We start from the raw sequence: 12,553 nt of genomic DNA, 5'->3' as shown, positions 1-12,553 counted from the left end.
TTGACCTAATGATATGCAGGGCTGTTTATTCGTTGTCTGACGTCTACTACGGCATTTCCAACTGTCCGTATCACTTCCCTGAGCTTGGGCGTCGTAACATTAAACTCCCGGCTCCACATTTCAAATGTGTACTCATCATCAATATCGATCTAACTCTTGTCCGGCGTATTTATTCAAACCTCCTGTTCATATTGGCTAATCTTTAGTATATTTTTATACTACTAGAAATTAGGGATGTATCAAAGAAAACAAACAATAAGTCGCAAGTTTGACCAGCATCTGGACGCGATTGATAACTAAAAATAGCGGATCTTTTTATTGTCTTTTCGATCCTGTCTGCTATCGTCATCAAGAGGACAAACCGCAGCACTATTTGTTTAATAAATAATTTGCAGTAAAGTCTCGAAATACATTCCGGTAAATGCGATCTTCCTCTAATGGGCACAACCTTTAATTTTGAAAACATCCGTTGCTCTAAACTCATTGGCACTTCACTTTCCGATTTGTAAGCATTCAGCATTGTTATGTATTTAAAATGTAAAATACTGAAAATTAGAACATTTGTTCCACCTTGCGTGAAAACTATTGGACAGGCAGATGGTTAGACTTGAATGATAATAGCCATTAATATTCGCGCAGCTTCAATCCTATCAGGTATCTGGAAATGGTTATTGTTTCATGCCTTATTCGTTATAGCCGTTTATTATTGCATGCTGCATTACCAGTTGCAAATATCCATGGCAACGATCATATCGATGATCGGCATAGTGCTATCTATCTTAATGGGTTTTCGCATCAGTTCCGCTTATGACCGCTGGTGGGAAGCACGTAAGATCTGGGGAGCACTGGTGAACGACTCCAGGACATTGATCAGACAACTTATTGTTTTTACGTTAGAAACTAAAGTTACAGGAAAACACTTGCAAAGTATGGCTTATCGCCAGATAGCCTTTCTTTACGCTTTAGGCCAGCGTTTAAGAGGGCAGCCAGACTTTTCTGTGATCGCTTCGTTTTTATATACAGATGAATGGGACGATCTGGTAAAACGGGAAAATTTCCCTAACTTGTTGTTATTGCACAATTTATATGCGTTCAAAAAATTAGAATCAGAAGGCCATATCACCAATTTTGATATGCTGAGATTGGATGAGACTACTGCCCGCTTGACAGACAGTTTAGGGGGCGCTGAACGGATAAAAAATACCCCGTTTCCGATACCTTACAGTCATTTCACCAGCTTTTTGGTACATTTATTTGCTATGTTACTTCCCTTCGGCATGGTAGAGACATTCGGTTACATTGCGATCCCTATAGCAATATGCGTCATTTTTATATTTATGATCATTGAGCAAATTGCCATTGAAATTCAGGATCCCTTTTCAAATAAAGAAAACGATATTCCTGTTACGGCCATTGCCAATGCGCTCGAAATCGATATTAAGGAAATGTTAGGGGACCGAGTATTACCTTTTAGAAATAAGGCGCATGATGGAATTATCATGTGATAGCACCATGCCTTGAACAATGGTCTAACGACCTGATCCCCCTTATAAGCGGACGCTACTTAGTTCTGCTAGAACTACATGTTCTGGTAGCTGTAAAACAAAGAGTCATGATATACCGAACAGGATTTACACTGAACGACAACGGCATTGAACGTTACATCCAGGTGGAAACGATACTTGCTTTTTACGAGCAGCAGTTTGTTAATACCGGTAAACATCTTTTATTTGAAGATGAGATGTTTATAGGGAACGTCACCCTGGATAATGTCGCTTATACGCTTCTGGGTTTCGATAATTTCGATGATGCTGCGAAGGCCGCTATCAAAAAATTTTTGAAAGAATTGATTGTTCCGCACCAGCAAGAACTGATGTCAGCGTTTGGTTTCGGCATACAGTCGGCAGATGAACTGATTTTTTGTGAGGTGATATTGAAAGACAAAGGCATTTATACTGTTTGGATGAATGGATCGCAGGTTGCTGAGTTAACACAGGACAGCAAATGCAATTGGCAACAACTTACGGGTGAAAAATTACGGTCATCTGTGTTCAGAGAGATCACTGAGAAGGTAGAGGGTTATTATAATCAATTTTAGCTTGTTGCCTATGTTGCACATATTAAAAGCCGGCGGCCGAAGAGTAATATATATTTAATGGCGGCCGTAACAAAACGGGCTCCGGCCAGTTGTACTATAACACACGCAGCAGACACTTTCAAATCATCATCGCTGCAGAAAACAATAATTATCATGAGTAAAGACAAAAAGAAAATGCCTAACGTGGTAGGAAAAAAAATGCCGTCAGACTACCAGACAGGTAAATCGGCATCACCTGCACCGCAGATCATTGCAAACAAAAAGAAAAAATAACATGAGCCAATCAAAAAGTCAGCCGGCCCTGATAGGGTCATGAAAATGCAGTATGCGGCAGGCGTATTTTGTGCCTGTTTGTTACTGCCAACCATCATCATAGCGCAAGATGCCTCTAATACCATTCCCAAGCAAAGTCAGCAACGTGATACAGCTCAACAAACTGATCTAATCGATATCGGCAAAGCGCTCTTTCACATCAAACCTCAGAAAACGCGAGTTCAGCGCGGAAAAAAGATATATTTCTCTGTTTTACCTGTACCTGGTGCAGTACCTGGAGGAGCAGGCCGGGCGTTGATCACCAGTACCACCGCCGGAACCTATTTGGGGCCGCAAAGTACTACCAATCTTTCCAGTGCCAACTTTGCACCTTATTGGAATTTTAAAGGACGTTTTGGTATTCCATTACGTACCAGCATTTGGCTGCCCAACAATACCTGGAATATTCAGGGCGATATCCGCTTATTGGTTTATCCACAATACACCTGGGGACTTGGGAGTGCTAATAATTACCAAAATAAAACATTGGTCAATCAGAATTATATCCGCTTCTACCAAACTGCACTCAAAAAAATTACGCCTTATTTTTATGCCGGCGGCGGTTATAATTTAGATTACCACAACAGCATCAGCAGTGACGACCCAGGTATAGACCTTCAGCAATTTACACATTATAACTATGGTACGCAAAGCAGCTCTTTATCCTCAGGGGTAAACCTGTCTTTGCTATACGACACCCGGAACAATTCGATCAATCCGCTACCCGGCTCTTACCTGAATATAGTTTACCGCACAAACCCCACATTTTTAGGGAGCGATCAAAAATGGAACTCGCTTTATATTGATGCAAGAAAGTATCTGCCTTTAGACCGCGACAACCCAACCCGACAAAACACACTTGCTTTTTGGTCTTACTTCTGGACAGTGTTTAACAGTAATGCCCCATATCTGGACCTTCCGGGCATAGGCTCAGACCCTTATAATAGGTCAGGCGAGGGATTAGAGCAAAACAGATACCGAGGCAGATCACTGGTATATCTGGAAAGCGAATACCGGCGCGATATTACCGGCAACGGGCTACTGGGATTTGTTGCGTTTGTTAACGTTACCACAGTAAGCGGTTCGGGTTCTCTTTTAAGATCGTGGCATCCGGCCGCAGGCACTGGCTTGCGCATTAAATTCAATAAAGGCTCCAATACCAATATAGGGATAGATTATGCCTTCAGTAAAGGTTACAGTGCAGTATTGCTGAATCTGGGCGAAAAGTTTTAATAGTAAGTTTAAATAAGTAATACCATGGAAAAAAACTGTTATATAAAATACTTTAAGGTAAGTAAGAACGATACAGCGGTGATGGAAATATCGACTAACGATTTTAAGCCGGTAGCTTTGAACCGTTTTAAGCGGGAAATGCCGGTCTTTGTTCAGCCAGATAATCTTAACATGGGACAAGGGTTTAACTATTCTCTTCTATCTGAAGAGGATAGGTTCTATGGATATTTGGAGAAAGCCGTGGCAATGGAAAGAGCAAAATCGGGAGCACTTATTTACATTAATTCGATGATCCGTGAAATTGAAGCCGGTATTGCCAAGCTTATTAAATACAGGATTGACCACTACGACGACCTTAACAAAAACCTGCTTGATGAGAATATAAGAAAGTTTTGCCAGGCAATGCATATTAAATAATTACGCTGATCTCTGCCGATAGTTCCTTATAAATAAGCGTAGGATTATAGGGTGCAGGTAGTGTCCACCTGATCTAAACTGGTCATTTATAAAATTCGGTTACGGCCGGCTTTTTGCACTATATGTTAAAAATTATACTATGGAAATCAAATCATCATCATTAAAAAGCAAGCAACAGGTCACTAATGATCTAAAAGAAATACTCGAGTTGGTCAACGACGGAAAGGAAGGATATCAATCCGCGGCAGAAGCCACAGAAAACCCTGAATTACAAGCACTGTTTTCCAGGATCTCCGGAGAACGCATTGTCTATGCTGCTGAACTGAAAGAACACATCGCACTGCACGGTGAAGATGCCGATAATGAAAATGGAGGCATATTAGGTGGTTTACATCGTGCCTGGTTAAATGTCAAGCAGGCATTCAGCAGTAGAGAAGACTACGCAATATTGACTGCGATAACCACCGGCGAACGTGCCGCTATTGACAAATATGATATGTGTATCGCTGACTATGCCGATCACGCGGATCACTTAAAGTTGCTTACCGAACAACGGGACGGCATTCAGACTGCGCTAAGAGAAATTGAACAGCAAATCGTTAAAGCGAACAACTGATCGCCATTGCTTTTTAATATTGTAAGGGGTAATCATGAAATGCTGATTAATTTTCTTGCAGATACTTGTTATATAAGCCGAGCAAAAGCCCCGAATGGGGCTTTTTCGCTTACCGAGCGTAAGCCTTTTATGGCCTGATTAATGTTCACTAATTACAATATAAAGGACTTGACAATCATCCATAGATATTTAATTATAATTTGAGTTTTACATTTTTAATTAATTTGTATACCATTAAACAGGCATAGTAGTTTCTTGGCACAAGTACGCTTACACCCTTTATTAATTTAAATGCCAAAAGAAGTCGTAAAAATAAGGTGAATGACGGAATCAATGAATAGGGCTGATAACGGGCTTTGCAATTATCCCTGGCGGGGCAAACTGAAATAAAAAGTACTGCCTTTTCCCAGCTTGCTGTTGACGCCGATCTTGCCCCCATGTCTTTTGATGATCTCCGCACAAATGTATAGCCCCAATCCTAAGCCTGAATACTTACTGCCCTTATTTTCGATTTGGTAATAGCGGTCAAATAAATAAGGTATCTTATCGGTTTCAACGCCTGGCCCTTGGTCGGTCACCTCTACAAATATCTCGTTTGGCTTTCCTGTAATATTTACCAATACCTGTTTGCTGTCTGGCGCATATTTGATCGCGTTGCTGATAAAGTTATTGATCACCTGCTCGATCCGTCCAGCATCGGCAAATATGGTAACGCCTTTGTCACCAACTGTTAAAATTTCATATTGCTGATCAATACGTATGTGATGCACACAATCACCAATTAATTCATCCAGATCAACAAGCGTCTTATTCAAATGCAGCTGGCCATCGTTGAGCTGACTGACATTCAGCAATTCTTCAACGAGGGTATTGACCTTGCCGACATTCCGGTTTGCTTTCTCAATTAAGCCAGGCAGCATTTTATTAGCCGGATCAGCTTTTAGCCGGTCCATTAACTGCAGGATCGCTTTTAAGCTGGTGATCGGTGTTTTCAATTCATGACTGGCGATGTTGATGAAGTCATCCTTCTTCTTCATTGCGTTAATATGGCCATCTATATTTGCGCAAGAGCCGAACCAGTTCGTCAGATTGCCCTGTTCGTCTAAAAACTTTGCACCTCTCAACAGATGCCATTCGTAAGCGCCTTTTGTATTGACCACTCTTACTTTCGCTTCCAAGTCACTGCCGGTGGCCAAACTGGCGCGCCAGCTATTTAAAAAGTTCCGGCGGTCTTCCGGATGCATTTTTGAGAGAATGAAGGATGCGCGTGTTTCCTTACCGTCGCAGTCAAAGTATTGGCAAAATCTGGCATTAACATAATCAAGCGTACCCTTCGCTGTGGCCGTCCAGATGATCTCCGGAATTAGATCGGCCATAAATGCCAGTCGCTTCCTTTCACGTTCAGCGATCCGTTTCGCCTGCAACAGATCTTTCTCATATTGCCTGCGTTCAGCATTGCTATTAAGTACGCAGTTGACCGCCGCCAATTTGCCTGTATTATCCAGGACTGCGGAAGCATTTAGCAATACGGGAATAACCGTGGTGTCTTTTCTGAGGATCTCGTAACTTAATTCTTTAACGGATTTGTCTACGCCTGCCAGCGGCATAAAGAACATCTCGAAATGCATCTGGCCACCTTTGGGCAGCAGTCTGCTGAATTTTTGACCAATTAGCTCAGTTGCATTATAACCCAGCCAGGTAAGTAAAGTACGATTGATCTTGATGATGATGCCTGTGGGTGAAATAGAAAAATACCCGCAGGGCGCTTTATCGTAAAGCTCAGCCACATCGATGAGCGACGCGAGAAATTCCTGTTGCTCACTTTGTGACCGATCCATATTAATTGAATAGAAGATAATTTTTGATAAGCGAAATAGTTTCTGCCGGCTCACTGATATGCGGGCAGTGGCCCGTAGCATTCATTAGCACAAGCGTGTTGCCGGGCATATGCTGCTGCACATAATGTCCTACAGAAGTTGGCGCAATGATATCATCCGCACATTGCAGCGTGAGGCTATCCACCGTTGCGTTGGACAGATCGGCGCGGTTATCTGCGAAGAACGTCGCACGGGCAAAGTCGCGCGCAATATCGGGGTCGTTGGAACAAAAGCTGCCGGTCAGGAACTCACCAAGTTCAGGACGGTCAGGATTACCCATTATCGCAGGTGCCATGGCGCCTGACCAGCCCAGATAATTGCTATCCATGAATTCAAATAAGCCTTCCAAATCTTTTTCTTCGAAACCGCCGGTATAATCTTCGGTGTTCAGATATCTTGGCGAGGGACCGATAAAAATAAGTTTAGCAAATAATTCCGGCCGCTTATTGGCGGCAAGTAAGCCGACCATGCTGCTGACAGAATGGCCAACAAAGACCACTTTGCTCAATTCCAGCGCATCACATACATCCAAAAGATCCTGCACATAACCATCCAGGCTGTTGTACTTGACTTTATCATACTGACTAATATCTGACTTACCGGAACCCGTGTAATCGAAAAGTACAACTTTGTAATCGGAAGTGAAAGAGCCTACCACATACTGCCAGGCATGCTGATCACAGCCAAAGCCATGCGCAAACAATATCACCTGTTCGCTCTCACCGATAACATTCACATTATTACGTTTGAGTACTTTTTCTTTCACGATGTTGTCCGATCCGCTGTTAACTGATAAAGATAAAGTTAATTATTACAAATAAAAGTCAGGCATGGGCAAGTGACCGCACTTTGGAAGACAAGTGATCCATGTCAAATGGCTTTTTAATGTAATCATTTGCCCCGCATTCAGTACACACTGTACTGATGTTCATTTCGGCTGATAGCAGGACAATGGGAATATGGCGGGTTGATTCCTGAGCTTTTAAGCGGAGGCAGATCGCTGCACCTTCCTGGCCACCCGCGCTTAAACGAAGATCCAACAGGATGAGGTGCGGCGCCATTAGCTTCAGATCTTCGATTTCCGCACCTGTTTCAGAACGGAAAACCTTATAACCTTCTAATTGGAAGATCAATTCGAGTATGTCTAAAATATCTGTATCGTCTTCAATGATCAATAGTGTTTTTTGCTGCGGCTCGTTATCCATGTACAGGTAGTCACAATTATCGCTCCACGTAATGTAATTAAAGGTACTAATAAAGAATAAAGCGGAAAGTCCATGTAATGCGCTGCTTCGAAATGACTACGCGACGGATCGATTCAGCTGCTAACAAAAAAAGCACCTGTAGTAACAGGTGCTTTTACGAAAAATTGTATGTTGGGTTTAAATCACTTGTACATTGATCGCATTCAGACCCTTGCGGCCTGTTTCGACTTCATAACTTACGCGGTCGTTCTCATTGATCTGATCTATCAGACCAGTTGAGTGAACGAACAGGTCGTCACGATTGTCGTTTTGTGAAATAAATCCAAACCCTTTTTGAGTGTTGAAGAATTTCACGATTCCTTCTTGTTGCATATTATTTATTTTAGTAAGTGAGCAAGGTAACCATAATAAACGGCAATATGCTTTTATTTTTAAATAAATATTTGAAAATCAATAAATTAATTGAAAAGCGATACGCCTTGTGGCTTTAAGCAACTTCTAATAAGCTAATCGCTTCTTCATTGTCTTGCTGTGCCGCCAGATCAAATACTGATAAACCACGGCTATCCACAATGATCTGGCGCCTGCGCCATCTACAAGTAACCAACGCACCAGTTCGGGAGGTAGGCCAAAACGAACATTAAATTCCCAATTGCGGACAGCAAATCTTTCAAATTCGACAAAGGGGTGAAAATAGATGTTTGACCCGATCATGTTTATCGAACTTAATTATTAAAACCACGAATGCCTTATATAGCATACTTCATTATTTATAAAATATCTAGATTGCATAAATTGATTATCTTAATCAAATTTGCGTCAATCGCTGTTAAAATTATGTGAGTAAAGAAGTGGGTTGTTTTGAAAATATAAATTAACTTATTGATAAGTTGTTATTTGCGTAAAGGATTAATCCTCCTGCCCTAACTAATGATTGCTTTTTCTAGCTTTATCTTAGAACCTCAATAGTCTTCAACAAATTTCGTGCGTTGATTATAAGTTCTGCTTACCTTAAGGGAACTATTGAGCTTAACATCTACCAAACCAGTTAGCTAAAAATTATTACTAATTCCGCGTAAATCATGAACTGCAATAAGGGATGTGCAAAACACTTTTGGGCATTTGTATTTTCGGATGTTATCACTTACCTTGGATTTAGATAGCTATACCCATACATAGTCTTGAAATTCTACATAAGAATAACATTTGAGTTGACTATATTTGTGTCGTAATGGTTACGAAACCTATTCCGTAACCTTGATGTTTTCAAGATATTTAAGTGTTTGATTATCAATTTACTATAAGATAAGGTTCGAGCCCAGGTGGGCGCACAAAAGCAGTTTTTCAAGAATTGCAAACCCTCTAAATCAGCGATTTAGAGGGTTTTTTATTTTATTCTGGTCCTTTTCAGTCCTTACGAATGCACGCTTTGGAACACCAATCCGGCCCCCCGAAAGTAGTTATTACATTTGGGGGTCAAGAACGTGTTAAGTGGCTGCTAGATAAGATATTATATCTTTAAATAAAGATCGTAATGAATCCAAAAGGACTGGAATTCTAACCACACTTTCGCCTTTCCTGGCCCCTGAAAATGACGATTTCGGGATGTAATTAATCATTTATTCATTTAAAAACTGTAAAAGATGAAGACATCACAGTTGTTTGGTGTGCATTTCACCATCAAAAAAGAAAAGGCGAAGGACGGCGTAACGAACGTTTATGCAGCCGTTACCGTCAACAAAGAACGTGTTCGATTCGCATTAAAACATCAAGTGAAGGTCGACAATTGGGACTCGGGTCGTGGCGGTCTAAGGATAAAGGTCCCCGAAGCCAAAGAGACCAACGCTTACCTTGAACAGGTCAAATTCACGATCACAACCTATTACCAGCAATTACAGATCGCTGGCAAGGAAGTTACGCCACAACTACTTAAGGCTATGTTCCTGGGCGAAGATACTGAGCAAACCTATTCGCTCAGCAAATTGATGGACTACCACTACGAGACCGCCTCTGCCGCCCTCACGTGGAGCACACTCAAGCATTATGCTGTAACCCGCCGGTACCTGGAGAAGTTCCTGAAAGAAAAGCGCAATACGACCGACATCAGGATCAATGATGTCGACTACAAGTTCATTATTGACTTTGAGACCTATCTCCGGAACCATAAGCCCAAAGATCATCAACGGCCGATGAACAACAACGGCGTAATGAAACACCTGATCCGCCTGCGTAAAATGACGACGCTCGCGTTAAAATTGACCTGGATATCCCGTGATCCTTTCAAGAATTATAAGTTCAGGTATAAAAAAGTTGAGACCGCCCTCCTCAATCAAAAAGAACTTGATTCCATCAAGGTAAAAGATTTTGCTGTCGACCGGCTGAACATCGTTCGTGATCTATTCGTTTTCAGTTGCTACACCGGGCTATTTTATGTGGACCTGATGAACCTGAAGGAGAACAATATTACTACGGGTGAAGATGGTGCGCAGTGGATCAAGTTATTCCGCCAAAAAAGCGACGAACCGACCAATATCCCTATCCTTCCCGTCGCCCAGCAAATTTTGGAGCGTTACCGTCACGGTGACCGCGCGGAGATCACAGGTACGCTTTTCCCCAATCTGTCTAATCAAAAGGTTAACAGTTACCTGAAAGAGATCGGCTTTATGAACGGGATCAAAAAGGTACTCACATTCGGTGTCCACTACGATAACCCTTTCTAATAATGTTCCGATCGAGACGGTTAGCAAAATGATGGGCCATACCAAGATCGCCACCACCCAGATCTATGCCAGAGTACTGCTGAAGAAGATCAGTGATGATATGGGACAACTTAAAAAGATCATTGAGAACAATCAGGGCAGCACAGATCATGATTGATCAAACCAGTTATTGCGAATAATGCAACAACTGATCCAAAGCAGGCTATGATTAAACCATGGAGACAATCGAATTTCCAGTCCAATTACTCAATAACGAAATTATGCACAACGATCAGATCATTATATATCAGGACGCCGGCGGCGGCGCCACAGTTGAAGTTAAATTGAGGGATGATACCCTATGGTTAACCCTTAACCAGTTAGCAGAACTTTTTGAACGTGACAAATCAGTCATATCCCGACACCTTCGAAATATATTTTTGGAGGGTGAACTTGACCGGAACGCAATTGTTGCAAAAAATGCAACAGTTCAAGCGAGGGAAACCGAAACGTAGTTCGGGATGTGGAGTATTACAATTTAGACGCAATCATATCATTAGGATACCGGGTAAATTCAAAACGGGGAACACAATTCCGCATTTGGGCTAATCAAACCTTAAAAGATCATCTGATTCAGGGTTATACGATTAACGAACGGAAATTGAAGGATCAGTCGGCTCAATTTGATTCTCTTAAACAAGCCGTAAATCTCTTAGGGAATGTTATAAAGAACAAAGAACTTTCCAGTGAAGAAGCTGTCGGTCTTTTAAAGGTGGTTACCGATTACAGTTATGCACTTGACGTACTCGATAAATATGATCACCAACAATTATCACTTGATGGAACGACAGACTACCAGCTATTTGTTGCAACATACGAAGAAGCTATTAAAGCTATTGATGACCTTAAGATCGTTTTTGGGGAAAGTAGTTTGTTCGCAAATGAAAAAGATGATTCCTTTAAAGGATCCATTGGTACAATTTATCAATCATTCGACGGTACAGAGTTTTACCCCACCATTGAAGAGAAAGCAGCCAATCTTTTATATTTCGTTGTCAAAAATTATTCTTTCTCTGACGGGAATAAGAGGATCGCAGCTTACCTTTCGAAGCGATCTTTAGTTCAATGGCAAAGCCACCTTGCAATTGATGCAGGTGGCTTTTGCGGCTTAGATGACGAACTAAGCCGGGGGACCTCTCAAAAAAACAATTGGTTAGTAAAAGCTTTTTATCGCACGATCGCCGTGTTTAAATATTAAAAATCAAAGTCTATAGCCGCCGCTCGCCTCAATTACCTGCGCGGTTACCCAACGGCCCTCATGTGAGGCAAGAAAGGCAACAACAGATGCGATGTCTGAAGTTTCTCCGAAACGGCCAAGTGAAGTATCTGCCTCAATAGATTTGACCATATCCGAATTTTCGCGTACCGCAGCGTTCATATCCGTTTTGGTCCAGCCCGTAGCCACTGAATTAACGGTGATCCCGCGTTTGCCCAATTCCATCGCTAAGGCATGGGTTAGCGTATTGATAGCAGCCTTGGCCATCGAATAGATCGGGACCATTGGCAAGGGGCGTGTGGCGAGACCTGACGAAATATTAATGATACGGCCACCATCTGATAAACGGCTTTGTGCCGCCTGGGTCATAAAAAACGGCGCGCGTGCATGTACTGCGAACATGGTATCAAAGCTTTCCGGTGTGGCGTCAGCCAAACCGCCCCAGCCTGAGTTTCCTGCATTATTTACCAGGATATGCAACACATTGCTGCCAGTACGGCTGGTCAGTTCGGTATCCAGTTGCTCAAATAAGGCTGGTATCGCTGAAGCGTTCACCAGGTCAGCGAAAAGCGCGAATGCTTTGCCGCCCGCTTGCTCGATACCCGCAACCACTTCTTCCGCTGCATCCTTACTTGCATTGTAGGTAACGGCCACCAATGCGCCATCTGCGGCAAGCCTTTCAGCGATCGCACGGCCAATGCCGCGTGAACCGCCTGTTACTAATGCTGTTGTATTGGCTAATACCTTACCATTCTTTAACTCATTTTCTTGTGCCATAATATGTTTTTGATATGTTGTGACAAATTTCCGCAATGCCATG

General features: G+C 42.2%; 16 protein-coding genes. 9 read left to right on the top strand and 7 right to left on the bottom strand.

What is annotated here, in order from left to right:
* Nucleotides 1-5: 5 nt before the first annotated feature.
* A complete protein-coding gene (locus tag ABD960_RS21015; RefSeq protein ID WP_425563482.1) occupies nucleotides 6-143 on the bottom strand; it encodes a DUF3606 domain-containing protein in 138 nt (45 codons plus the stop codon).
* A gap of 468 nt (nucleotides 144-611) precedes the next feature.
* On the opposite strand from ABD960_RS21015, the gene ABD960_RS12380 reads away from it, so the two are divergent.
* The 5 genes from ABD960_RS12380 to ABD960_RS12360 all read left to right on the top strand — a co-directional run bounded on the left by ABD960_RS12380 (nucleotide 612) and on the right by ABD960_RS12360 (nucleotide 4,676).
* On the top strand, nucleotides 612-1,505 hold the full coding sequence (locus ABD960_RS12380; protein WP_345331470.1) for a bestrophin family protein: 894 nt from the start codon (nucleotides 612-614) through the stop codon (nucleotides 1,503-1,505).
* 107 nt (nucleotides 1,506-1,612) lie between these two features.
* On the top strand, nucleotides 1,613-2,098 hold the full coding sequence (locus ABD960_RS12375) for a hypothetical protein (protein WP_345331469.1): 486 nt from the start codon (nucleotides 1,613-1,615) through the stop codon (nucleotides 2,096-2,098).
* Nucleotides 2,099-2,410: 312 nt separating this feature from the next.
* Complete coding sequence (locus ABD960_RS12370; RefSeq protein ID WP_345331468.1) at nucleotides 2,411-3,643, top strand: BamA/TamA family outer membrane protein; 1,233 nt, start codon at nucleotides 2,411-2,413, stop codon at nucleotides 3,641-3,643.
* Between the two features lie 24 nt (nucleotides 3,644-3,667).
* Nucleotides 3,668-4,060: a hypothetical protein gene (locus ABD960_RS12365; protein ID WP_345331467.1), complete on the top strand. Its 393-nt coding sequence runs from the start codon at nucleotides 3,668-3,670 to the stop codon at nucleotides 4,058-4,060.
* A gap of 139 nt (nucleotides 4,061-4,199) precedes the next feature.
* Nucleotides 4,200-4,676 carry a ferritin-like domain-containing protein gene (locus ABD960_RS12360; protein ID WP_345331466.1) on the top strand — a complete coding sequence of 159 codons (477 nt, stop codon included), beginning with the start codon at nucleotides 4,200-4,202 and terminating at the stop codon, nucleotides 4,674-4,676.
* 362 nt (nucleotides 4,677-5,038) lie between these two features.
* Here the strand turns inward: ABD960_RS12360 and ABD960_RS12355 are convergent, their stop codons facing one another.
* The 5 genes from ABD960_RS12355 to ABD960_RS12335 all read right to left on the bottom strand — a co-directional run bounded on the left by ABD960_RS12355 (nucleotide 5,039) and on the right by ABD960_RS12335 (nucleotide 8,472).
* Nucleotides 5,039-6,514, bottom strand: a complete 1,476-nt coding sequence (locus ABD960_RS12355; protein ID WP_345331465.1) for a sensor histidine kinase — start codon at nucleotides 6,512-6,514, stop codon at nucleotides 5,039-5,041.
* Nucleotide 6,515: 1 nt separating this feature from the next.
* Nucleotides 6,516-7,319: an alpha/beta fold hydrolase gene (locus ABD960_RS12350; protein WP_345331464.1), complete on the bottom strand. Its 804-nt coding sequence runs from the start codon at nucleotides 7,317-7,319 to the stop codon at nucleotides 6,516-6,518.
* Between the two features lie 58 nt (nucleotides 7,320-7,377).
* Nucleotides 7,378-7,758, bottom strand: coding sequence for a response regulator transcription factor (locus tag ABD960_RS12345; protein WP_345331463.1), 381 nt, complete (start codon nucleotides 7,756-7,758; stop codon nucleotides 7,378-7,380).
* Between the two features lie 177 nt (nucleotides 7,759-7,935).
* Complete coding sequence (locus ABD960_RS12340; protein ID WP_345331462.1) at nucleotides 7,936-8,130, bottom strand: cold-shock protein; 195 nt, start codon at nucleotides 8,128-8,130, stop codon at nucleotides 7,936-7,938.
* A gap of 126 nt (nucleotides 8,131-8,256) precedes the next feature.
* On the bottom strand, nucleotides 8,257-8,472 hold the full coding sequence (locus ABD960_RS12335; protein ID WP_345331461.1) for a hypothetical protein: 216 nt from the start codon (nucleotides 8,470-8,472) through the stop codon (nucleotides 8,257-8,259).
* 929 nt (nucleotides 8,473-9,401) lie between these two features.
* Between ABD960_RS12335 and ABD960_RS12330 the strand changes: the two genes are divergently transcribed.
* From ABD960_RS12330 to rhuM, 4 genes are read left to right on the top strand one after another with little or no spacing between them, the layout of a single operon-like run.
* Entirely contained in the window at nucleotides 9,402-10,478 is a 1,077-nt protein-coding gene (locus ABD960_RS12330) for a phage integrase SAM-like domain-containing protein (RefSeq protein WP_345331460.1), read from the top strand.
* Nucleotides 10,453-10,635: a site-specific integrase gene (locus tag ABD960_RS12325; RefSeq protein ID WP_345331459.1), complete on the top strand. Its 183-nt coding sequence runs from the start codon at nucleotides 10,453-10,455 to the stop codon at nucleotides 10,633-10,635. Before ABD960_RS12330 ends, ABD960_RS12325 begins: the two co-directional genes overlap by 26 nt.
* Nucleotides 10,636-10,693: 58 nt before the next feature.
* Nucleotides 10,694-10,972 carry a virulence RhuM family protein gene (locus ABD960_RS12320; RefSeq protein WP_345331458.1) on the top strand — a complete coding sequence of 93 codons (279 nt, stop codon included), beginning with the start codon at nucleotides 10,694-10,696 and terminating at the stop codon, nucleotides 10,970-10,972.
* A gap of 8 nt (nucleotides 10,973-10,980) precedes the next feature.
* Nucleotides 10,981-11,715, top strand: a complete 735-nt coding sequence (rhuM, locus tag ABD960_RS12315) for a RhuM family protein (protein WP_345331457.1) — start codon at nucleotides 10,981-10,983, stop codon at nucleotides 11,713-11,715.
* Between the two features lie 3 nt (nucleotides 11,716-11,718).
* On the opposite strand, the gene ABD960_RS12310 is transcribed toward rhuM, so the two are convergent.
* A complete protein-coding gene (locus tag ABD960_RS12310; protein WP_345331456.1) occupies nucleotides 11,719-12,510 on the bottom strand; it encodes an SDR family oxidoreductase in 792 nt (263 codons plus the stop codon).
* Nucleotides 12,511-12,553: the final 43 nt, after the last annotated feature.

It is taken from the genome of Mucilaginibacter defluvii, assembly GCF_039543225.1.
In the GTDB taxonomy this organism is placed as follows: domain Bacteria; phylum Bacteroidota; class Bacteroidia; order Sphingobacteriales; family Sphingobacteriaceae; genus Mucilaginibacter; species Mucilaginibacter defluvii.
The sequence above is the reverse complement of the archived record's forward strand: the minus strand, read 5'-3'. Positions and strand labels throughout refer to the sequence as shown.